Raw genomic sequence first — 22,071 nt, 5'->3', positions numbered from 1 at the left:
AGGAGCGGCCTTGTGCCGCGAAAGGGGCGCGTAGCGCCCCTGGGTTTTCGGCATCATGCGAGATCGTCGGGGCTGCTGCGCAGCCCTTTCGCGGCACAAGGCCGCTCCTACACTGCCGTGGTGATCGCCTCGATCCGGTTACCAGGCTTGGCCTTCTCCAGCTTGATTGCCACAAACTTCGAGGTCGGTGTGTAGGTCCCCTCGCCATAGCTCTCCAGCGGCACCAATGGGTTGGTCTCCGGATAGTAGGCCGCCGCCTGCCCTTGCGGCACGTCATAGGCCACCAGGCGGAACCCCGAGACCCGCCGCTCGCGGCCATCCTCCCAGAGCGACACCAGGTCCACCTCCTCGCCCGGCTCGAAGCCCAGTCGGCGAATGTCCGCCTCATTGACGAACACCACCTCGCGCAGGCCGAACACGCCACGGTAGCGGTCATCCAGCCCGTACAGCGTGGTGTTGTACTGGTCGTGGGAACGCAGGGTCTGCAGGATCAGGTCGGGCTTGTCGCCACGGGCCAGCACCTGGGCGTTGACCAGTTGCTCCGGCAGCGGGCTGGGGGTGAAGCGCGCCTTGCCGGTGGCCGTGCGGAAGTTGCGCTCGGCGGCGTTGTTGCCCAGGTGGAAGCCACCGGGGTGCTGCAGGCGCTCGTTGAACTCGCTGAAGCCCGGGATGACATCGGCGATCATGCCGCGGATGCGGCCGTAGTCGGCAATCGCGTAGTCCCAGTCGATCGGCTTGTTGCCCAGGGTGGCCTTGGCCATGCCGGCGACGATGGCCGGTTCCGAGCGCAGCAGCGGCGAGCGCGGCTTCAGCTGACCATGGGAGATGTGCACCATGCTGAAGGTGTCTTCCACGGTGACGCCCTGCGGCCCTTCGGCCTGGATGTCGATCTCGGTGCGGCCCAGGCACGGCAGGATCAACGCATCGCGCCCGGTGACCAGGTGCGAGCGGTTGAGCTTGGTGGAAATCTGCACGGTCAGTTCGCAGTTGCGCAGCGCCGCGTGGGTACGCGGGGTGTCCGGAGTCGCCTGGGCGAAGTTGCCGCCCAGGGCGACGAACACCTTGGCCCGCCCCTCTTCCATGGCCTGGATCGCCAGCACGGCGTTATGGCCATGTTTGCGCGGCACCTTGAACTGGAAGCGTTTCTCGATGGCGTCGAGCAGCGCCGCCTTGGGCTTCTCGTCGATGCCCATGGTGCGGTCGCCCTGCACGTTGCTGTGGCCGCGCACCGGCGACAGGCCGGCGCCGGGCTTGCCGACGTTGCCGCGCAGTAGCTGCAGGTTGACGATCTCCTGCACGGTCGGCACCGAGTGGCGGTGCTGGGTCACGCCCATGGCCCAGCACATGATCACCCGCTCGGCCTTGCGGTACATCCGCGCGGCCAGCTCGATCTCGGCCTTGCTCAGGCCGGACTGCTCGATGATGTGTTCCCACGGCGTGGCATCGACCAGCGCCAGGTAATCCTCGACACCGCTGGTGTGCTCGGCAATGAAAGCATGGTCGAACACGGGAGGCTCGTCGTTGAGCTGCGCCTCGCGCTCCCACTGCAGGAGGAACTTGGCGATCCCGCGCATGGCCGCCATGTCGCCGCCCAGCGCCGGGCGGAAGTAGGCGGTGTTGGTCGGCTCGGAGCCGTTGCTGAGCATCTCGAACGGGTGCTGCGGGTGCTGGAAGCGCTCCAGGCCCCGCTCCTTGAGCGGGTTGAAGCAGACCACCTGGGCGCCGCGCTTGACCGCCTCGCGCAGTGGTTCGAGCATGCGCGGGTGGTTGGTGCCAGGGTTCTGGCCGATGACGAAGATCGCATCGGCCAGCTCCAGGTCATGGAACACCACGGTGCCCTTGCCCACACCGAGGGTTTCGGCCATGCCGACGCCACTGGCCTCGTGGCACATGTTCGAGCAGTCGGGGAAGTTGTTGGTGCCATAGGCGCGCACGAACAGCTGGTAGAGGAACGCCGCCTCGTTGCTGGCCCGGCCCGAGGTGTAGAACTCGGCCTGGTCCGGCGACTCGAGGCCGTTTAGGTGCCGGGCGATCAGGGCGAACGCCTCGTCCCAGCTGGTTTCGACGTAATGGTCGGTAGCCGCGTCGTAACGCATCGGGTGGGTGATGCGGCCCTGGTATTCGAGCCAGTAGTCGGTCTGCTCGAGCAGGGCGCTGACGCTGTAGCGGGCGAAGAACGCCGGATCCACCGAGCGGCCGGTGGCCTCCCAGTTGACCGCCTTGGCGCCATTCTCGCAGAACTTGACCATGTCGCTTTCCGGCGACTCGCCCCAGGCACAGCCTGGGCAGTCGAAACCGCCGTTCTGGTTGGTCTTGAGCATGGCCCGCAGGTTCTTGAACGCGTTCTCGCTACCCAGCCAGCTCTTGGTCACGCTCTTGAGCGCGCCCCAGCCGGCGGCCGGCCCCTTGTAGTCCCTGATGTGTTCGTCCTGGCTCATGCTGCGCTTCTCCGCACGGTGTTTTTTCCAGCCTAAGAAGCCGCTCCCAGTGCGTCCAATCGAAATAAATGACAGCGTGATAAACCGTCTCGATCACCCGGTATAGCCCTTGTACTGCGCGGCCTGCAGCCGTGATAGAGGAGACTGATCGAACGGTCGGGGAAAGCAATTTGACGTCACTGGGCGCAGGTTATAGCTTGAAGCTTGTCTGCGGCCTTTCGCCGCCCCCAGCCACTGCACAGGTCGAGCGCGAACGTGGAAAACAACCCCCAGGCCCTGATCGACGGTTTCAACCGCAAAGTCGATTACCTGCGGATGTCGGTCACCGACCGCTGCGATTTTCGCTGCGTCTATTGCATGGCCGAAGACATGCAGTTCCTGCCGCGCCAGCAGATTCTCAGCCTCGAGGAGCTGTACCTGGTCGCCGAGCGTTTCGTCGCCCTGGGCACCCGCAAGATCCGCCTGACCGGTGGCGAGCCCCTGGTGCGCCAGGGCATCGTCGGGTTGTGCGCGCGTATCGCCGCCCTGCCCGGCCTGCGCGAACTGTGCCTGACCAGCAATGGCTCGCAGCTCGGCCGCCTGGCCCAGCCGCTGTTCGATGCCGGCGTCTCGCGCCTGAACATCAGCCTCGACAGCCTTGACCCCGAGCGTTTTCGCGCCCTGACCCGTACCGGCGACCTCAAGCAGGTAATCGCGGGGATCGACGCAGCGCGCGCCGCGGGCTTTCGCCGCACCAAGCTCAACGCGGTGGTGCTCAAGGGCCGCAACGACCACGAAATCGTCGACCTGGTGCGCTTCGCCATCGACCGCGAGCTGGACATCTCCTTCATCGAAGAAATGCCCCTGGGCGTCATCAGCGAGCACGAGCGCGGCGAGTCCTTCTGCTCCAGCGACGACGTGCGCGCCCGCCTGGCCGAGCACTTCACCCTGGTCGAGTCGGCCGAATCCTCCCAGGGCCCGGCGCGCTACTGGCGCCTGGCCGAAGCGCCCGATACCCGGGTCGGCTTCATCTCGCCGCACAGCCACAACTTCTGCGCCACCTGCAACCGCGTGCGCCTGACCGTCGAAGGCCGCCTGCTGCTGTGCCTGGGCAACGAGCACTCGGTGGACCTCAAGCAGGTCCTGCGCCAGCACCCCGGCGACAGCGCCCGCCTGGAAAAGACCCTGCGCGACGCCATGCAGCTCAAGCCCTACCGCCACCACTTCGAAGTGGGCGGCGAGGTGCAGATCCTGCGCTTCATGAACATGACCGGCGGCTGATCGGCCGCCTCTGGAACCGTCTTGATCGTCCACTCACGCCCTGACCTGCTGCGCGTGCTGTTCACCCTCAAGGGCTCGATCGTCCAGCGCATCGCCTTGCGCTGCCTGGCGGTGACCTTACTGGCGGCGCTGATCGTGCTGATCGAGCGGCACTACCCGGCGCTGTTCTACCCGGTCAGCGCCACGCCCTTCACCCTGCTGGGGCTGTCGCTGTCGATCTTCATGAGCTTTCGCAACAACGCCTGCTACGACCGCTGGTGGGAGGGCCGCAAGGCCTGGGGGCGGATGATCATCGAGGTGCGCTCGTTCGTGCGTGAAAGCGTGGCGATCGAGGACCAGCAGTTGCGCGCGCAGATGCTGCGCGGCCTGTGCGGCTTCGCCCATGCCCTGAATGCCCGACTGCGCAACGAAGACGAACTGCCCCTGGCACGCACCTGGCTGGCCGAGGGCGCGCCGATCACCGCGCACAACGTGTGCGATGGCATCCTGCGCGATATCGGTGCCCAATGCTCACGGTTGGCGAAGGACGGCGCGATCAGCGAGTTCCGCTACACCCTCCTGGAGCAGCGCCTGGCCGGCCTGTCGGACGTGCAAGCCACCTGCGAGCGGATCAAGGGCACGCCGCTGCCGTTCCCCTACACCCTGCTGCTGCACCGCACCATCTACATCTTCTGCCTGCTGCTACCGTTCGCCCTGGCAGAACCGCTGGGCTGGCTGGCACCGTTGTTCACCACCATCGTCAGCTACACGTTCTTCGGCCTGGATGCGATCGGCAACGAACTGGAGGACCCGTTCGGCCGGGACGAGAACGATCTGCCGACCGATGCGCTGGTGCGCACCATCGAGCGCGATGTCCTGGCGGCGCTGGGGCATGAGCCGCTGCCACCGGCGTTGGTGCCGGTGGATCATGTGCTGAGCTGAATAGTCGGTACAGGAAAGCACTAGCCTCGGCTTTCGCAGGCCCCGATTGGCTTCAGGTGCGCGACAAAGTTGCACGGCCGGTGCCGCGCATCCAGCTGCTCGGCCAGGATGCCTTCCCAGGCCGTGCGGCAGGCGCCGGTCGAGCCCGGCAGGCAGCACACCAGGGTGCCGTTGGCCATGCCGGCCAGGGCCCGGCTCTGCACGGTCGAGGTGCCGATATCGAGGATCGACAGGGCGCGGAACAGCTCGCCAAACCCGTCGATGCGCTTGTCCAGCAGGCAGTCGACCGCCTCCGGCGTGCTGTCGCGCCCGGTGAAGCCGGTACCGCCGGTGATCAGCACCACCTGCACTTGGTCGTCGGCGATCCAGGTGGCGACCTGGGCGCGGATCTTGTACAGGTCGTCCTTGAGCAGCTCCCGCGCCACCAGGCGGTGGCCCACACCGACGGCGCGGCTGGCCAGCAGCTCGCCGGAGGTATCGGTGTCGTAGGTACGGGTGTCGCTGACAGTCAGCACCGCGATGTTCAGCGGTACGAACACCGCGTCCGGTTTAACGCTCATGACCTTTGCTCCAGGATTGGCTTCGCGGCCACGTTAGAGACAAGCCCCGGCAGCGTCCAATCGATAGGACGTACCGGGTGATCGACGGATTCTATCGCCGCTATCGACCCCACTTCCGGGTCGGTGAAATGTTCATCAAGGATTAGCCAGGTGCTTCACTCTTGGTTAAGGTCTACCCACCCCGCAACCCCAGGCCGCACCATGGACATCAAACAGCTCAAGTTCCTCATCGCCCTCGACCAGACCCGCCACTTCGGCCAGGCCGCGGCGCTGTGCCACATCACCCAGCCGACCCTGTCCATGCGCCTGCGCAACCTCGAGGACGAACTGGACCTGGTGCTGGTCAAGCGCGGCCAGCGCTTCGAAGGCTTCACCGAAGCCGGCGAGCGCATCCTGGCCTGGGCCCGCACGCTGCTCGCCGCCCATGACGGCCTGCAGGCCGAGGCCGCCAGCTGCCGGGGCCAAGTGGTTGGCAGCCTGCGCCTGGGCACCGTGCCGCTGGCCAGCTTCAACCCCATGCAACTGCTGATGCCCCTGCGCGAGAAGTACCCCGAGCTGCACTTCCAGCTGTCGTCGCTGAGCTCCGAGCAGGTGATCGACGGCCTGAGCCGCAACCAGCTCGACCTGGGCATCTGCTACCTCGACCAGGTCAACACCAGCTTCTTCGAAGTGATCGAGCTGAGCACCACCACCATGGGCCTGCTGCACGACACCCGGCACTTCCAGTTCGAGGCCGACAGCCTGCGCTGGGAAGACCTCGGCGAGCTGCCGCTGGGCCTGCTGAGCAAAGGCATGCACTACCGACAGTCCCTCGACCTGAGCTTGCGCAGCCGTGGCCTTGCGCCCAATGCCGTGCTCGAGAGCGACTCGACTTTCCAGCTGATCCAGGCGATCAACACCGGCGTGTGCTGCGCCATCATGCCGTTGGACTGCGGCCTGGAAGACCTCAGCAAGCACATGCGCATCATCCCGGTGCAGGAAGCCAGCATCCACAGCCCGGTCGGCCTGCTGCTGCGCCGCAGCGAGCCACGTTCGGCGATTGCCGAGCAGTGCTTTGACGAGGCGCGAGCGCTGTTTGCCCAGCGCTAATTATCAGTACTTGATTAGCGCCAGCATCGCCACATTGCGGGGACGCGTGACGCCAGAGTAACCACGTTCCCCGTACAAACCCGGCAATGCATAAGTAACCGAAAGACCTACACCACCAATAGCAACCGATGCATAGTCACCGGTATCGTATGCATCAACGCCCATGACCACCTGAGAGGCTGGGCCATTGCTCTGGCTTGAAGACGCACTCCACACACCATCCGGTTTGCTCAGCGTGGTGTCATAGGCATAAATGCTACCTTTCTGCCAGGAACCAAGCGCTCGCCCCTGGTCTACGCCTCGGCCATCGTCATGACCACGAATGAACTCACCGCGTAGATCGGGAAGCTTAAAAGTGGTCAGGCCATCGCCTTCACCGTAGGTTGTGCCAATGGCGGTGAAAAGCGCTGGGTATTCAGCGCGTGAAACCAGCAATCCATCGGCTTTGAGCCAACCCACCGGAACAGTGTTGGCAGCCGTGTATTTGATATCACCCGGTGCTACACCCGAAAACCCGATCAATTGACCGAGCGTCACCGCCTGCTGGCTGTGAACGGCATCGGCCACTTGCTGAGTACCTCCGTCACAGCTCAACAGAATCCAGCACAGCGCCCCCTCATTGAGCAGCGGGCCTAGGTAGGACATCAGTGTCACATTGCCTCCGGCCACGATTTCATTGCCTTGCAGAAGCTTGCCACCCAGGCCATAGATCGGCGCGGATGGCAGACCATCAGGGGCGTAGGTCGCCTCCCCTGGATTGGTGCTGATGGCCCGGAAGTATTGGGTAACGCCATTGGTGGTAGGGAGTCCCGAAAACGGCAGCGAATTCTGGGCAGCGTATTGAGTCATCATCATGATCGTCCTGTATCAAATGTGTCTGAGAACGGCCCAAAGCGGGCCGCTTGCACACACAATATGCATCAATGCATAACAAATCAATGCAATTAAACATAATTACTCACGTCGCTATATGCACGTCGCCTGCCGGTACTGCCGCGGGGTAAACCCCGTCAGTTGCTTGAACTGCCGGCTGAAAGCGCTGTGGTCGGTGTAGCCGCACTGCAACGCCACCTCGGTGATCGGCAGGTCCGAATGCAGCAGGCGATGGGCGTGCTCCAGGCGCGCCTTGTGGATCATCTGCCGTGGCGTGAGGTGGAATACGCGCTTGCAGTAGCGCTCCAGTTGCGCCACGGAAATCCCGGCGATGCGGGTCAGCTCGGCCATGCTGATCGGCTGCTGGAAATGTGCGCGGATGTGTTCGTCCACGGCGGCCAGGCGCTGGTAGGCAGGGTGGGTGTCGGCGGCTGACTGCACGTCCACCGAGATGCCGACCAAACCGATGATCTCCCCGGCCGGGTTGCGCAACGGGCGCTTGTGGGTCAGGCACCAGCCCGGTTCGCGGCTGCCGTACAGGTGCAGTTCGAGCTGATCCTCCAGCACCAGGCCGTCCTTCAGCACTCGGCGGTCCTGCTCGGTGTAGCCAGGGCCCAGCTGGGCCGGGAAGACTTCGGCGCTGGTCTTGCCCAGCAGCGGCTGCAGGCGCTTGAGGCCGCAGCGCTGGACCAGGGTGGTGTTGGCCAGCACGTAGCGGGCGGCGGGGTCTTTGATGAAGATCGCGGCGTTGGGGATGGCGTCGAGGATCGGCAGCAATAGCGACACACCGGCCAGCAGGGCCTCCAGGGTGGCGGGGCGGTGCTGGTCGAGGGACTGGTACAGGGTTGCCAGGGAGTCTTGTGTCATCTGCACGCTCTTCATCGAGGCTGACGGCCCTTTCGCGGGGCAATCACTGCCCATAAACCTCTAAAGCCCTTATACAGCAAGCCCTGCAGCCTACCTAGCCGGCCTGCAAAGCCGCCACTCATTTTTGAAACTGTGCCGATTTCGTCATCCACCTTGCAGAAAACCATCAAGAACCCCGCCCCGTTCCCGTCCACTCTATGCCCCACGCAAGCCGCCCAAACCAACAAGAGCGCGGCCGTAAAAAGCCGCACCACGTGACATCAGACCTGCCTATCCAAAACCTACAAAAAGGCGCACCCATGTCAGGCAAATTCAAGAAACAGCTGTCATTGCTCGACCTCACCTTCATCGGCCTCGGCGCGATCTTCGGCTCCGGCTGGCTGTTCGCCGCCAGCCACGTCTCGGCCATCGCCGGGCCGGCAGGTATCCTCTCCTGGTTCCTCGGCGGTTTCGCCGTGCTGCTGCTGGGCATCGTCTACTGCGAGCTCGGCGCCGCCCTGCCGCGGGCCGGTGGCGTGGTGCGCTACCCGGTGTACTCCCATGGCCCGCTGCTAGGCTACCTGATGGGTTTCATCACCCTGATCGCCTTCTCCAGCCTGATCGCCATCGAGGTAGTCGCCTCGCGCCAGTACGCCGCGGCCTGGTTCCCGTCCTTGACCAAGGCCGGCTCCAGCGACCCGACGGTGCTCGGCTGGCTGGTGCAGTTCGCCCTGCTCGGGTTGTTCTTCCTGCTCAACTACCGCAGCGTGAAGACCTTCGCCAAGGCCAACAACCTGGTCAGCGTGTTCAAGTTCATCGTGCCGCTGCTGGTGATCGGCGTGCTGTTCACCTTCTTCAAGCCGGAGAACTTCGAGGTCCAGGGCTTTGCGCCGTTCGGCCTGTCCGGCGTGGAAATGGCGGTGTCGGCCGGCGGCATCATCTTCGCCTACCTGGGGCTCACGCCGATCATCTCGGTGGCCAGCGAGGTGAAGAACCCGCAGCGCACCATCCCTATCGCGCTGATTCTCTCAGTGCTGCTGTCCACCGCGATCTATGCCCTGCTGCAACTGGCGTTCCTCGGCAGCGTGCCGACCGAAATGATTGCCAACGGCTGGGCCGGGGTGACCAAGGAACTGGCCCTGCCCTACCGTGACATCGCCCTGGCCCTGGGCGTCGGCTGGCTGGCCTACCTGGTGGTGGCCGACGCGGTGATCTCGCCCAGCGGCTGCGGCAACATCTACATGAACGCCACCCCACGGGTGATCTATGGCTGGGCGCAGACCGGCACCTTCTTCAAGTACTTCACCCGCATCGACGAGCAGTCCGGCATCCCGCGCCCCGCATTGTGGCTGACCTTCGGCCTGGCAGTGTTCTGGACCCTGCCGTTCCCGTCCTGGGAAGCACTGATCAACGTGGTGTCCGCCGCCCTGGTGCTGAGCTACGCGGTGGCCCCGGTGTCGGTCGCCGCCCTGCGCCGCAGCGCCCCCGACATGGCCCGGCCGTTCCGGGTCAAGGGCATGGGCGTGCTCGGCCCGCTGTCGTTCATCATCGCCGCGCTGATCGTCTACTGGTCGGGCTGGAACACCGTGTCCTGGCTGCTGGCGCTGCAGATCGTGATGTTCGTGCTGTACCTGCTGTGCCGCCGCTTCGTGCCCACCGAACACCTGTCGCTGGGCCAGCAGGTGCGCTCATCGGCCTGGCTGATCGGCTTCTACGCCGTGACCATTTTCCTCTCCTGGCTGGGCAGCTTCGGCGGCCTGGGTGTGATCGGCCATCCGCTGGACACCGTGATCGTCGCCGCCTGTGCCCTGGGCATCTACTACTGGGGCGCGGCCACCGGCGTGCCGGCCCGGCTAGTGCGGCTCGATGGCGACGATGAAAGCGAAGCCGGCAGCGAACCCCATGCCGGCCAGCACCCCGCCGCCGTCGCCTCCTGACCCACTACCGAATGGACACGCTGATGAAACAGGTTCATGTAATCGACTCCCACACCGGCGGCGAACCGACCCGCCTGGTGATGAAGGGTTTCCCACCCCTGCACGGCCGCAGCATGGCCGAACAGCGCGACGAACTTCGCGAGCTGCACGACCACTGGCGCCGCGCCTGCCTGCTGGAGCCACGCGGCAACGATGTGCTGGTGGGCGCGCTGTACTGCCCGCCGGTCTCTGCGGATGCCACCTGCGGGGTGATCTTCTTCAACAACGCCGGCTACCTGAACATGTGCGGCCACGGCACCATCGGCCTGGTCGCCTCGCTGCGCCACCTGGGCCTGATCGAACCGGGCGTGCACAAGATCGACACACCGGTCGGCCAGGTCAGCGCCACCCTGCATGACGACGGCGCCGTCACCGTCGGCAACGTGCCGTCCTATCGCTACCGCCGGCAGGTGGCGGTGGACGTGCCGGGCCATGGCCCGGTGCGCGGCGATATCGCCTGGGGCGGCAACTGGTTCTTCCTGGTTTCCGACCACGGCCAGCGCATCGAACTGGACAACCGCGAAATCCTCACCGACTACACCTGGGCCCTGCTCAAGGCCCTCGAGGCCCAGGGTATCACCGGCGAACACGGCGCCCCGATCGACCATGTCGAGCTGTTTGGCGACGACGCCAACGCCGACAGTCGCAACTTCGTCATGTGCCCCGGCAAGGCCTACGACCGTTCGCCCTGCGGCACCGGTACCAGCGCCAAGCTGGCGTGCCTGGCCGCCGACGGCAAGCTCGCCGAAGGCCAGACCTGGGTCCAGGCCAGCATCACCGGCAGCCAGTTCCACGGCCGCTACGAACGCGACGGTGAACGCATTCGCCCGTTCATCACCGGCCGCGCCCACATGACCGCCGACAGCACCCTGCTGATCGATGAGCAGGATCCGTTCGCCTGGGGCATCTGACCCCGTTCATTTCCCACTGAATACCGCCAGGAGTGACAACAATGACCGACAACATCTTCACCGGCACCATGCCCGCCCTGATGACCCCCTGCACCGCCGAGCGCAAGCCGGACTTCGACGCGCTGGTGCGCAAGGGCCGCGAACTGATCGACGCCGGCATGAGCGCGGTGGTGTACTGCGGCTCGATGGGCGACTGGCCACTACTGACCGAGGCCGAACGCCAGGAAGGCGTGGCGCGCCTGGTCGCCGCCGGCATCCCGACCATCGTCGGCACCGGCGCGGTGAACACCCGCGAAGCGGTATCCCACGCGGCCCACGCCGCCAAGGTCGGCGCCGCCGGCCTGATGGTCATCCCCCGGGTGCTGTCCCGCGGCGCCTCGCTGACCGCCCAGCAACACCACTTCTCGGCGATCCTCGCCGCCGCGCCGAAGCTGCCGGCGGTGATCTACAACAGCCCCTACTACGGTTTCGCCACCCGCGCCGACCTGTTCTTCGCCCTGCGTCGCGAGTACCCCAACCTGATCGGCTTCAAGGAATTCGGCGGCGCCGCCGACCTGCGCTACGCCGCCGAGCACATCACCTCCCAGGACGATGACGTGACCCTGATGGTCGGCGTCGACACGCAAGTGGTGCACGGTTTCGTCAACTGCAACGCCACCGGCGCCATCACCGGCATCGGCAACGCGCTGCCCCGCGAAGTGCTGCAACTGGTCAGCCTGAGCAAGCGTGCCGCCAAGGGCGATGCCAAGGCCCGACGCCAGGCCCGGGAGCTGGAGTCGGCGCTGGCGGTGCTGTCGTCGTTCGATGAAGGCTGCGACCTGGTGCTGTACTACAAGCACCTGATGGTGCTCAACGGCGACACCGAGTACCGCCTGCACTTCAACGAAACCGACGCCCTCACCGACGCCCAGCGCCACTACGCCGAACAGCAGTACACGCTGTTCCGCACCTGGTACGCCAGCTGGTCGGCCGAGCAGAACATCGCCTGATCACCGCAATCCCTGTGGGAGCGGCCTTGTGTCGCGAAAGGGGCGCACAGCGCCCCCAACAGGTCCAGACCTCACCCAGATTCTCCAGGACGCCCCATGACCCTCACCGGCAATCTACTGATCGGCCAGCGCGCCGTCACAGGCACCCAGGCCGCGATCCATGCCATCAACCCGGCCACCGACACCCCGCTCGACCCACCCTACGCCGGCGCCAGCGCCGAACAGGTAACCCAGGCCTGCGCCCTGGCCTGGGCGGCATTCGATATTTACCGCGAAACTACCCTCGAACAACGCGCCCACTTTCTCGAAACCATCGCCGAGCAGATCGAAGCCCTGGGCGATGCCCTGATCGACCGCGCCAACGCCGAGACCGGCCTGCCCAAGGCGCGTCTGCTGGGCGAGCGCGGCCGCACCTGCGCGCAACTGCGCACCTTCGCCCGCGTGGTGCGGGCCGGTGAATGGCTGGATGTACGGGTGGACAACGCCCTGCCCGAGCGCCAGCCACTGCCACGTCCCGACCTGCGCCAAAGACAGGTTGCCCTGGGCCCGGTGGCAGTGTTCGGCGCCAGCAATTTCCCGCTGGCCTTCTCGGTGGCCGGCGGCGACACCGCCTCGGCACTGGCCGCCGGTTGCCCGGTGGTGGTCAAGGCCCATGGCGCCCACCCCGGCACCAGCGAACTGGTCGGCCAGGCCGTGGCCCGGGCGGTCGCGCAGTGCGAGCTGCCCGAAGGCGTGTTCTCGCTGCTGTACGGCGCCGGCCGTGAGGTCGGTATCGGTCTGGTCAGCGACCCACGCATCAAGGCCGTCGGCTTCACCGGCTCGCGCAGCGGCGGCCTCGCCTTGTGCCAGGCCGCCCAGGCACGTCCCGAGCCAATCCCTGTCTATGCCGAGATGAGTTCGATCAACCCGGTGTTCCTCTTCGAAGCCGCCCTGCAGGCCCGAGCGGAACCGCTGGCCCAAACCTTCGTCGCTTCGCTGACCCAGGGCGCCGGCCAGTTCTGTACCAACCCCGGGCTGCTGATCGCCCGTCAGGGGCCGGCCCTCGAACGCTTCATCAATGCCGCCGCCGAGCAAGTCCGGCAAGCCGCGGCGCAGACCATGCTCACCCCCGGCATTGCCAGTGCCTATGCCAACGGCGTCGCCGCACTGGGTGAGAACCGCAATGCCCGCCAGATCGCCAGCGGCCAGCCCCATCAAGGCCCGAACCAGTGCCAGGCGCACCTGTTCGTGACCTCGGCCCAGGCGTTTCTTGCCGATCCGGCACTGCAGGCCGAAGTGTTCGGCGCCGCCTCGCTGGTGGTCGCTTGCGACAACGACGAGCAGATCCGCCAGATCGCCGAACACCTGGAAGGGCAGCTGACCGCCACCCTGCACCTGGACGCCGCCGACCTCGACTGCGCCCGCCATCTGCTACCCACCCTCGAACGCAAAGCCGGGCGGATCCTGGTTAACGGCTGGCCGACCGGGGTCGAGGTCTGCGACGCGATGGTCCACGGCGGCCCGTTCCCGGCCACCTCCGACACCCGCGGCACCTCGGTAGGCACCGCGGCGATCCTGCGTTTCCTGCGCCCGGTGTGCTATCAGGACTTCCCCGATGCACTGTTGCCCGATGCGCTGCAACAGGGCAACCCGCTGCAGCTGCACCGCTTGCTCGATGGCCGGCGGGAAGGCTGAACCATGACCGCCTCTGACACGGACATCGCCGTGGTCGGCGCCGGTATTGTCGGCGTCGCCTGCGCCCTGCAGCTGGCCCGCCAGGGCCGCCGGGTGATGCTGATCGATCGCCAGGCGCCGGGCCACGGCGCTTCGTACGGCAATGCCGGGCACCTGGCCACCGAGCAGGTGTTTCCCATCGCCGACCTGTCGATTCTCAAGCGCCTGCCGGCCATGCTGCTGGACCCGATGGGCCCGCTGCGCCTGGACTGGAAGTACCTGCCACGGGCCCTGCCCTGGTTCACCCGCCTGCTGCTCAACCTGCGATCGGCGCCATTCCAGCGCAGCGTCGCAGGCCTTCGTGTGCTAAACGAAAGCAGCCTCGGCGCCTGGCAACGGCTGCTCGCATCCATCGACCGCAGCCACCTGCTCAAGGAAGACGGTTCGCTGCTGGTGTTCGAACGCCACGAATCGCGCCAGGCGCTCGCGGCATTGCGCGCCCGCCTGCAGGCACAGGCCGTGCCCGTGGACCTGTGGTCGGCAGAAGCAGTGAGCGAAGCGGCGCCACAGTTAAGCCCGTCGATCCTGGGCGGCCTGTTTTTCCCACGCACCGGTCACTTCCTCGACCCCTACCAGGTGGTCTGCGACCTGTTCAGCGCCGCCAGGGCCAGCGGCGTGCGCTTCCTGCGCGCCGAGGTCGATGGCGGCCGGGTGCATGGCCAGGGCATCACCCTTGCCAGCGACCAGGGCACCCTCGAGGCCCGCCAGGTGTTGATCAGTGCCGGGGCACATTCGGCCAGGCTCACGGCCGCCCTGACCGGTCGGCAGGTGCCTTTGGATACCGAGCGCGGCTACCACCTGATGCTGCCGGCGGAGCACCAGCGCCTGCCATTCGCCGTCACCTCGCTGGAGCGCAAGTTCATCATGACGCCCATGGCCGACGGCCTGCGCCTGGCCGGCACGGTGGAATTCGCCGGGCTCGAGGCGCCGCCTAGCATGCAGCGGGCGTGGCAACTGCATCGGTTGAGCAAGGGCTTGTTCCGGCGTGAGCTGGATGCCGAGGGGGCGACGCCGTGGATGGGGTTCCGGCCTTCGTTGCCGGATTCGCTTCCGGTGATCGACCGAGTGGCCGATGGCAAGGTGCTGCTGGCCTTCGGACACCAGCACCTGGGGTTGACCCAGGCGGCGGTGACGGCGGAGTGGGTGGGACGGCTGGCTGCCGGGGCCGAAGTGGAACAAGCATACAAGTTGGATCGTTTCTGAGATTGCCGGGGCCTTGCGCCCCTTTCGCGGTGCAAGGCCCGCGCGTTCCCTGTGGGAGCGGCCTTGTGTCGCGAAAGGGCCGCAAAGCGGCCCCAGCCTCACTCAGCGATAACGCTCAAGCCAATGCGCATAAGGCGCCGGCAGCGTCCACGCCGCCTTGTCCACACCCAGTGCCTTGGCAGCGGCATACGGCCAGTGCGGATCAGCCAGGTGCGCACGCCCCACCGACACCAGGTCGAGCTGGTTGGCCTGCAACGCGCCCTCGGCCAGCTCCGGCGTGCCAAAGCCCCAGGCCGAAGTCACCGGCAGCTTCGCCTCGCGGCGCACCCGCTCGGCGATCGGCCCCAGGAACGCCGGGCCCCACGGGATGTTGGTCTGGGGAATGGTGAAGCCGACGCTGACGCTCAGCAGATCGAGGCCGCCAGCCTTGAAGCGACGGGCCAGATCGATGGACTCCTGCAGGGTCTGCTCGTCACGGCCATCGTATTCCACCACGCCAAAGCGAGCGGTCAGCGGCAGGTTCTCCGGCCACACCTCACGTACCGCGGCCAGGGTTTCCAGCAGGAAGCGCGTACGGTTGTCGAAGCTGCCGCCATAGGCGTCGGTACGCTGGTTGGAGTGCTCGGAGAAGAAGCTCTGGCCCAGGTAACCATGGGCGAAGTGCAGCTCGATCCACTCGAAGCCGGCATCGCGGGCACGGCGCGCGGCATCGACGAAGTCCTGCTTGACCCGGGCGATATCGTCCAGGCTCATGGCCTTGGGCACTTTCGGCAGGTGGCCGCCGAAGGCGATAGCGGACGGGGCGATGGTGTCCCAGCCACGGGCATCGTCGGCGGCGATATGGTCGTCACCTTCCCAGGGACGGTTGGCACTGGCCTTGCGCCCGGCGTGGGCGATCTGGATCCCCGGCACGGAACCGGCGGCCTTTATCGCCTTGACCACCGGCACGAAGGCCTGGGCCTGGACGTCGTTCCAGATGCCGGCGCAGCCGGGGGTGATGCGCCCTTCCGGCGACACCGCGGTGGCCTCGACCACCACCAGGCCGGCGCCACCACGGGCCAGGCCCGCGTAATGCACCTGGTGCCAGTCATTGATCAGGCCATCCACGGCCATGTACTGGCACATCGGCGGAATGGCGATGCGGTTGCGCAGGGTGACGTCTTTGAGGGTGTAGGGTTCGAACAAGGCGGCCATGAGGTAACTCCAAGGACAGGGTGGATACGATTGTTCGATCATATTCGAACTATGGCAATTTGTGAAACCCCCGTTATCATGTCGTCCATGCGAGCCTATACCCACCCCAACCCCGAAGACCTGACGCTGGAGCGCCTGCTCTACGCCCTGAGCGACCCTGTGCGCATGGAAATCGTCCGTCGCCTGGCCGGTGTCGCCGAAGCCAGCTGCGGCGAGCTGGACGGCGGCCGGCCCAAGTCGAGCATGTCCCATCACTTTCGCGTATTGCGCGATTCCGGGCTGGTGCACACCCGCAACGTCGGCACCACGCACATGAATTCGCTGCGCAGCGAAGAACTCGAAAGCCGCTTCCCGGGGTTGCTGGGCAGTATTCTCGAGCAGCGCTGAGCCCCTGAATCCAGGCACAAAAAAACCACGAGGCCGCCAGGGGCGATCCTCGTGGTTGGTGTTGCCGGGCAAGCCCGGCAAGCAGGGGCCTTACAGCGCCATGTCGTTCGCAGGCTTGCTCTCGACCGGTGCGGCTGGCGCCACGCTGGTCTTGACGCTCTGGTCGATCACCGGCGGCTTCTCCAGCTGCAGGACTTCGGCGGTGTAGTCCCACTCTTTCTGGGTGGCGGCAGCCGAATCGTTCAGCTTGGTACCGTAGCTCGGGACGATCTCCTTGATCTTGGCCTGCCACTCAGGGGTAGCGACCTTCTCCTTGAACACGGTTTCCAGCACGTTGAGCATGATCGGCGCGGCGGTCGAGGCACCTGGCGAGGCGCCCAGCAGGCCGGCGATGGTGCGGTCTTCGGAAGCCACGACCTCGGTGCCCAGCTTCAGCACGCCGCCCTTGTCGGCATCACGCTTGATGATCTGCACGCGCTGACCGGCCTGCCACAGTTTCCAGTCTTCCTTCTTGGCGTTCGGGAAGTAGGTCTGCAGGGCGGCGAAACGGTCGTCGTCGGACTGCATCAGCTGGCCGGCGAGGTACTCGACCAGCGGGTACTGATCGATGCCAACGCGGGCCATCGGCCAGACGTTGTGGGTGGTGGTGCTGCTCAGCAGGTCCAGGTACGAGCCGTTCTTCAGGAACTTGGTCGAGAAGGTGGCGAATGGCCCGAACAGGATCACGCGCTTGCCGTCCAGCACGCGGGTGTCCAGGTGCGGAACCGACATGGGTGGCGCGCCGGTCGAGGCGATGCCGTAGGCCTTGGCCATGTGCTGCATGGCAACGGTCGGGTTCTCGGTCACCAGGAACGAGCCGCCCACCGGGAAGCCTGCGTATTCCTTGGCTTCCGGAATGCCCGACTTCTGCAGCAGCTTCAGCGCGCCGCCGCCGGCACCGATGAACAGGAACTTGGCGTCGGTGGCGTGCTCGGTGCCATCCTTCAGGTTTTTGTACTCGACGTGCCAGGAGCCGTCTTCGTTGCGGGTGATGTCCTGCACTTCGCTGGACAGCTTCAGGTCGAAGTTTTCTTTGGTCTTCAGGTGACCGACGAACTGACGGGTGATCTCACCGAAGTTGACGTCGGTGCCGATCGGGCTCCAGGTCACGGCCAGCTTCTGGCTTGCGTCGCGGCCTTCCATCATCAGCGGGACCCACTTGGCGATCTGCGCGTGGTCTTCCGAGTACTGCATCGAACGGAACAGCGGACTGGCCTGCAGGGCGTCGTAGCGCTGCTTCAGGAACTTGATGTTGTCATCGCCCCAGACGAAGCTCATGTGCGGGGTGGTGTTGATGAACGAGTGCGGGTTCTTCAGCACGCCCTGGCGTACCTGCCAGGCCCAGAACTGACGGGAGATCTGGAACGACTCGTTGATCTCGATGGCCTTGGTGATGTTGACCTTGCCATCTTTGTCCATCGGGGTGTAGTTCAGCTCGGCCAGCGCGGAGTGGCCGGTACCGGCGTTGTTCCAGCCGTTGGAGCTTTCTTCGGCGACGCCGTCCATGCGCTCGACCATTTCCATCGACCAGCTCGGTTCCAGCTCGTTGAGCCAGACCGCCAGGGTGGAACTCATGATGCCGCCGCCAACCAGCAGCACGTCGACTTTCTTGGTGTCTTCGGCGTGCGCTTGCATGAAGCTCGCCGCGACTGCCAGACCCAGCAAGGTCTTGCCAGCTTTCTTGAACATTGATCGATTCCAGTCAGTAGAACGGAGGGTGGGCCTGTGGCTGGCCCAGGTATTCCATGTTCTTCAGCGCAGGCTTGTTGTGATCATTGTTCAGCAGCCAGAGAGACATTGGACGCGCCAGCCTTTGGTCGGATTGACCGACAAGGCTGAAACGATTTACGGATTGTAACCGAATTGCCAGCACAAACAAACGCGCGCCGGGGCGTCAAGACGACAGGTTGCCACGCGACAAGCCACCACGCCCCCCAAAAACAAAAACCCCCGGCCACATCCATGGCCGGGGGTCTTGGATCAGGCCGTGAACGACCCAATCAGGGTATTTCCAAGATTACTGCTGCTGAGGCAGTTTATCGATCGGGCCGCAGCCGCCGATGATCTTGGAGATGGAAACCGATGGGTGGAACAGGTAGTCGTACGAGCAGTTCTTAGGCTGGTTGTAGACCTGGCCGGTGCAGCCGGACAGCAGGGCAACGCCCGAAACGACAGCAACAGCGACAGTAGCTTTGATCAGCTTTTTCATAAAAATCCTTTAGTCCATGATCCACCATCAAACTGATGGCGCGCGGATCATACGGGAAAAGGGGGTGTGAGCGAAAGGCGTTAGTACAGTTGCACTAGTTGACGGGGGTCAACTAACAAGTTGTCGCCACGGCAACTAAGCGTATTTATCTACTTGCTAAAACGTTACAGGTTGGCGTGGTTCGCACAGATCACCCCTTCCTACAAGCTACCGCGCCCCCTGTAGGAGCGGCCTTGTGCCGCGACAGGGTCGCAAAGCGACCCCGGCGATCTTGAACTGGAGCGCTCATACCCAAGAATCGCATTTGCCTTGAAAGACATTGCTCCAGGAGTAAAGCTGATGGTCAGGCCACTCAAGGCCGCCACCATCTGCATCAAGGGAAGCAAATAAGCGAACTGAAGATTGCGAAGACCAACTTCCTGGCAATTTCTTTCAGCTTCCTACAGATTTTCATCAGACTTTCCTGATTCCCTGTAGTCCATTTCCCAAGCACACTTTTTCCCCATTCAAGCCATTGCAGCTGCTCGGTTCGCGGCCTAGTCTCGACCCGTCGTTGCCAACTCAACGACCGGCTTTGACAGGCCGAATACTACTCCGAGCACGTGCACCCCTTATGGCGGCAGTACGTGGGGCACCTTGTGTGCGCCGGGTCCCGGAGTCCTCGCTCTGTCAACCCACGTACCGCTGCCACCCCCTTGTTTGACAGCAAGCTTGTTGCAGCACCACCGACTCCGGAGATGCATATGCGCAAGATGGTTCCAGATCCGCCAAACAGCCTTGGCGACGCCCCACATCAGATTGAAGATCTGCTCGTTCAAGTTGCCGAGTACCTCGTCTGCGCCCTCACCGCCGCCCAGCACGCCGCAATGATCCACAGCAAGCCGCCGGGCCAGGTCATGGCCCTGACCGCCGTGCACGAAATCGACAGCGCACGCGGCTTGGTCGAAATGGCCCTGAGCCGTGTACAGGCAAGGCATTGATCGCGCCCTGACAACAAGGAGAACAGGTATGACTCAAGACAAGCGCATCACCACCGTCGGCATCGGCAGCTTTGGCGAAAGCGGTGAAATCGATAACGAAACCCCACTGTTCCAGGTCGTTGCGGGCCACCCCATGGACTATGCCTTGGAACAATCCACCAACTTGATAACCTGCGCCTACACCCTGAGCGATATCGCGCTGACTCAGGATCTGAAGAACGCACCTACATTGCTGGTAGCCGCGCACTACCTCACCGGCATGGCCAAAGCACTATCGCAAGATGTCTCCCACGCAGTAACGAACAGCTCCGCTGTTTGATGCAAAAAGCCCCGTAGCAAGAACTACGGGGCTTTCGGGTAAAAACCTTTATCGCTTCAACCAACTTGCTCGAATCGCCGCCGCCTCACGAACAGGCCCACGCCCACCCCCGTGGCAAGCACCGACAGCAATCCCAGGTCCAACCCGAAGGAACGGGCCTGGCTGACAACGATGCAACCAACGACACCAACCACCGCCAGCGCCACACCGAGCCACTTGCGCAGCGAGTAAGGCCTGAGAAACCGATCCAACAGGCCGTAAAGCACCAGGGCGATGACCGCATAGGTAATTTCGGACACAGGCGTCTCCCTCAGGTCTTGATGATCAGGGTCGAGGTGGTGTGCTGCGGCCCAATGCCGCCATTGACCTGCGCCTCGATGCTGACCAGTACATCGCCGGCATGGTAGGTGGGCAGGATGTCATTGGCATAGGCACGCACCCCAGCGCCCACCGGCACGCCAACATAGGGCGATGCTACAGAACTCGCGGCGGCGGCGAACGCCGAGGCGGCAAGGTTGGCGACCTTGGTGCGCTGGGCATTGAGGGTATCGCCCTGCTGGCGGGTCAAAGGCTTGGAGATACCGATCTTCATCACGCAGGGCAGCCCCTTGGCCAGCATCCTGTCGTAGGTCTCGACGACCTTGCTGTTGACCTCGTAATGGGCGCTTCTCGCCTCACCGAAATGCAGCTCGCGCAGGCGTCCGCGCTCACTGTCGGTCAGGGTGATCTGCGAGACGTTGAAGACGATCCCGTGATTGCCCATGTATTGAAAAGTCCCTTCGAACTTCATTGCACGCATCCTTTCGAGGCAAAGGGTGCGATTCTCTACAAGGCGCGGCAGGTACGCAAACGGTGGCATTTGGCTATGCCAGCCTGCTGCCCTGTTGCGAGTAGTCCATTTCCGAATCGCGCATCCAGGCCCGCCGAAGCATTGCCGCTGACCAGGTAGCGCTCTAGTCTCTCCTCATCGCGGCCTCATCGACAGCACTATCAAGAACATTGCAGATGCCCCACAAGCCGTATGGATGATGCCCGAAAGCATCGAAGACCATGGACGAGCAGAGCGTGGTGCCTCAGGCGCTATTCGAAGCGGAGGGCTAGATGCCTCATAACGATATGCCAGACAGGCAGCTGCAGGAGCCCTGGGCCAACTATTTTCAACGGCTCTATGCAGCAGGCATGAGCCTGGATAGACATGACTCGCCAGTAAAAAGGATGGGTACCGCAACCATGAATGACCTGCCCCGTGACGAACTCAACGCCAAGCTCGAGACCATCGAGATCAAGATGGACACTCGGGTAGAAGCCATCGCGTCGAAAATCGATGGTTTTCTCGTTGCCCAGAGTGAGCGCGAAAAGCGCCTGGACGACTCGATCGCAGGTGTGCGCCGCGACATTGATCGATTGGGGAGTCTGAAGCTGAATATCTGGGGAGCCATGCTTACCGCTGTTGCGCTGGGTGTAACGGTGGCGGCTCTGAGCGTGACGTTCTATCAAACAGGTAAAGGCGACATCGCCATCCTGCCCCAGCCGTCACCTGCGATACAGGCACCCGCCTTGGACCACGCTGCACCCGACGCATAAAAACACGCCGCTTACTGGCCCCATATCAGAACGCCTTGATTATTTCCCTTGCCAACCATGCAGCCTCCTTGTCCATGGAAATAAAGCAGCCTTCAAATGAACCGCTTGTCAAAACCAGCCTCTGCCCTTTGTACTCCGTGATGACCAGCGTTGAGTATGGCCCTTCCTCACGCTCAGGCTCCCTAGCCCCCAAGGTGGTTAGAACAAATTCGACAAACTCGTGGAACCGTTCCTCCTCATAGCCATTGAAAAAAAATAAAATGGCTGTCTTCGGACGTAGACTCAGAAAAGCCATTCATGCTTCGTATACCTAGACTTTATAGATCTGGACGCTTGTGGTTCCTCTATGGTATTGAGCCACAAAGCCCGCCACATGCTGACGAGCCAAGCACTATCGGGTGATATGCGAATAAAATTTTAACTCCTCTATAAAACGATCCCCGTCCTCACTCTGCGACTCCAAACTAATCATCACAGGAAAGTCCTCATAAACTAATCGTAGGAGCTGATCTTTTATAATTACCCCCCACACTCTAGTATCAACAGAATCACTTCTGCTAATAATTTCGCCAGAAAATAA

At 63.9% G+C, this 22,071-nt stretch carries 22 protein-coding genes; 12 read left to right on the top strand and 10 right to left on the bottom strand.

Going from position 1 to position 22,071, the window contains the following annotated elements; all coding sequences use genetic code 11:
* Positions 1-107: 107 nt before the first annotated feature.
* Positions 108-2,438 (bottom strand): FdhF/YdeP family oxidoreductase, encoded by a 2,331-nt coding sequence (locus HU735_RS22875; RefSeq protein ID WP_186715534.1) that lies wholly within the window; start codon positions 2,436-2,438, stop codon positions 108-110.
* Positions 2,439-2,693: 255 nt separating this feature from the next.
* On the opposite strand from HU735_RS22875, the gene moaA reads away from it, so the two are divergent.
* Positions 2,694-3,698, top strand: coding sequence for a GTP 3',8-cyclase MoaA (moaA, locus tag HU735_RS22870; protein ID WP_186715526.1), 1,005 nt, complete (start codon positions 2,694-2,696; stop codon positions 3,696-3,698).
* Between the two features lie 21 nt (positions 3,699-3,719).
* Positions 3,720-4,619 carry a bestrophin family protein gene (locus tag HU735_RS22865; RefSeq protein ID WP_186715524.1) on the top strand — a complete coding sequence of 300 codons (900 nt, stop codon included), beginning with the start codon at positions 3,720-3,722 and terminating at the stop codon, positions 4,617-4,619.
* A gap of 20 nt (positions 4,620-4,639) precedes the next feature.
* Here HU735_RS22865 and moaB read toward each other — a convergent pair whose 3' ends face one another.
* Positions 4,640-5,179: a molybdenum cofactor biosynthesis protein B gene (gene moaB / locus HU735_RS22860; RefSeq protein ID WP_186715522.1), complete on the bottom strand. Its 540-nt coding sequence runs from the start codon at positions 5,177-5,179 to the stop codon at positions 4,640-4,642.
* A gap of 201 nt (positions 5,180-5,380) precedes the next feature.
* On the opposite strand from moaB, the gene HU735_RS22855 reads away from it, so the two are divergent.
* Complete coding sequence (locus tag HU735_RS22855) at positions 5,381-6,268, top strand: LysR family transcriptional regulator (protein WP_186715520.1); 888 nt, start codon at positions 5,381-5,383, stop codon at positions 6,266-6,268.
* Between the two features lie 3 nt (positions 6,269-6,271).
* On the opposite strand, the gene HU735_RS27415 is transcribed toward HU735_RS22855, so the two are convergent.
* Both HU735_RS27415 and HU735_RS22845 read right to left on the bottom strand, forming a co-directional pair.
* The gene (locus HU735_RS27415; RefSeq protein WP_202888879.1) at positions 6,272-7,123 is read right to left on the bottom strand and encodes a tail fiber protein; all 852 of its coding nucleotides are present in this window, start codon (positions 7,121-7,123) and stop codon (positions 6,272-6,274) included.
* Between the two features lie 111 nt (positions 7,124-7,234).
* Positions 7,235-8,008, bottom strand: a complete 774-nt coding sequence (locus HU735_RS22845) for an AraC family transcriptional regulator (protein ID WP_186715518.1) — start codon at positions 8,006-8,008, stop codon at positions 7,235-7,237.
* A 299-nt stretch (positions 8,009-8,307) separates the two neighbouring features.
* On the opposite strand from HU735_RS22845, the gene HU735_RS22840 reads away from it, so the two are divergent.
* The 5 genes from HU735_RS22840 to HU735_RS22820 all read left to right on the top strand — a co-directional run bounded on the left by HU735_RS22840 (position 8,308) and on the right by HU735_RS22820 (position 14,779).
* Positions 8,308-9,924: an APC family permease gene (locus tag HU735_RS22840; protein ID WP_186715516.1), complete on the top strand. Its 1,617-nt coding sequence runs from the start codon at positions 8,308-8,310 to the stop codon at positions 9,922-9,924.
* A 23-nt stretch (positions 9,925-9,947) separates the two neighbouring features.
* Entirely contained in the window at positions 9,948-10,874 is a 927-nt protein-coding gene (locus HU735_RS22835) for a 4-hydroxyproline epimerase (RefSeq protein ID WP_186715514.1), read from the top strand.
* A gap of 41 nt (positions 10,875-10,915) precedes the next feature.
* A complete protein-coding gene (locus tag HU735_RS22830; protein WP_186715512.1) occupies positions 10,916-11,863 on the top strand; it encodes a dihydrodipicolinate synthase family protein in 948 nt (315 codons plus the stop codon).
* Between the two features lie 96 nt (positions 11,864-11,959).
* Positions 11,960-13,537, top strand: a complete 1,578-nt coding sequence (locus HU735_RS22825) for an aldehyde dehydrogenase (NADP(+)) (protein WP_186715510.1) — start codon at positions 11,960-11,962, stop codon at positions 13,535-13,537.
* A 3-nt stretch (positions 13,538-13,540) separates the two neighbouring features.
* Complete coding sequence (locus HU735_RS22820) at positions 13,541-14,779, top strand: FAD-dependent oxidoreductase (RefSeq protein ID WP_186715508.1); 1,239 nt, start codon at positions 13,541-13,543, stop codon at positions 14,777-14,779.
* 102 nt (positions 14,780-14,881) lie between these two features.
* On the opposite strand, the gene HU735_RS22815 is transcribed toward HU735_RS22820, so the two are convergent.
* Positions 14,882-15,973: an NADH:flavin oxidoreductase/NADH oxidase gene (locus HU735_RS22815; RefSeq protein ID WP_186715506.1), complete on the bottom strand. Its 1,092-nt coding sequence runs from the start codon at positions 15,971-15,973 to the stop codon at positions 14,882-14,884.
* Positions 15,974-16,024: 51 nt separating this feature from the next.
* On the opposite strand from HU735_RS22815, the gene HU735_RS22810 reads away from it, so the two are divergent.
* Positions 16,025-16,360 (top strand): helix-turn-helix domain-containing protein, encoded by a 336-nt coding sequence (locus HU735_RS22810; RefSeq protein WP_052896291.1) that lies wholly within the window; start codon positions 16,025-16,027, stop codon positions 16,358-16,360.
* A 90-nt stretch (positions 16,361-16,450) separates the two neighbouring features.
* On the opposite strand, the gene mqo is transcribed toward HU735_RS22810, so the two are convergent.
* Together mqo and HU735_RS22800 are read right to left on the bottom strand one after the other, a co-directional pair.
* Positions 16,451-18,088, bottom strand: a complete 1,638-nt coding sequence (gene mqo, locus HU735_RS22805) for a malate dehydrogenase (quinone) (protein ID WP_186715504.1) — start codon at positions 18,086-18,088, stop codon at positions 16,451-16,453.
* A 328-nt stretch (positions 18,089-18,416) separates the two neighbouring features.
* Positions 18,417-18,608, bottom strand: coding sequence for a DUF4223 family protein (locus HU735_RS22800; protein WP_023630554.1), 192 nt, complete (start codon positions 18,606-18,608; stop codon positions 18,417-18,419).
* Between the two features lie 743 nt (positions 18,609-19,351).
* On the opposite strand from HU735_RS22800, the gene HU735_RS22795 reads away from it, so the two are divergent.
* Positions 19,352-19,588: a hypothetical protein gene (locus HU735_RS22795; RefSeq protein ID WP_186715502.1), complete on the top strand. Its 237-nt coding sequence runs from the start codon at positions 19,352-19,354 to the stop codon at positions 19,586-19,588.
* Positions 19,589-19,616: 28 nt separating this feature from the next.
* Positions 19,617-19,907: a DUF3077 domain-containing protein gene (locus HU735_RS22790; RefSeq protein ID WP_186715500.1), complete on the top strand. Its 291-nt coding sequence runs from the start codon at positions 19,617-19,619 to the stop codon at positions 19,905-19,907.
* Between the two features lie 56 nt (positions 19,908-19,963).
* On the opposite strand, the gene HU735_RS22785 is transcribed toward HU735_RS22790, so the two are convergent.
* Both HU735_RS22785 and HU735_RS22780 read right to left on the bottom strand, forming a co-directional pair.
* The gene (locus tag HU735_RS22785) at positions 19,964-20,206 is read right to left on the bottom strand and encodes a hypothetical protein (protein ID WP_186715498.1); all 243 of its coding nucleotides are present in this window, start codon (positions 20,204-20,206) and stop codon (positions 19,964-19,966) included.
* Between the two features lie 11 nt (positions 20,207-20,217).
* Complete coding sequence (locus tag HU735_RS22780; protein WP_186715496.1) at positions 20,218-20,697, bottom strand: hypothetical protein; 480 nt, start codon at positions 20,695-20,697, stop codon at positions 20,218-20,220.
* Between the two features lie 311 nt (positions 20,698-21,008).
* Here HU735_RS22780 and HU735_RS22775 point away from each other — a divergent pair, with 311 nt between their 5' ends.
* Positions 21,009-21,491, top strand: a complete 483-nt coding sequence (locus HU735_RS22775; protein ID WP_186715494.1) for a hypothetical protein — start codon at positions 21,009-21,011, stop codon at positions 21,489-21,491.
* 25 nt (positions 21,492-21,516) lie between these two features.
* Here the strand turns inward: HU735_RS22775 and HU735_RS22770 are convergent, their stop codons facing one another.
* Positions 21,517-21,786, bottom strand: coding sequence for a hypothetical protein (locus HU735_RS22770; protein WP_186715492.1), 270 nt, complete (start codon positions 21,784-21,786; stop codon positions 21,517-21,519).
* Positions 21,787-22,071 lie beyond the last annotated feature (285 nt).

Origin of the sequence: Pseudomonas sp. BW16M2, from assembly GCF_014268865.1 — a bacterium.
GTDB classification, from domain to species: Bacteria; Pseudomonadota; Gammaproteobacteria; order Pseudomonadales; family Pseudomonadaceae; genus Aquipseudomonas; species Aquipseudomonas peradeniyensis.
Note: the sequence above shows the minus strand (reverse complement) of the source record. Positions and strands in the feature narration are given on the sequence as shown.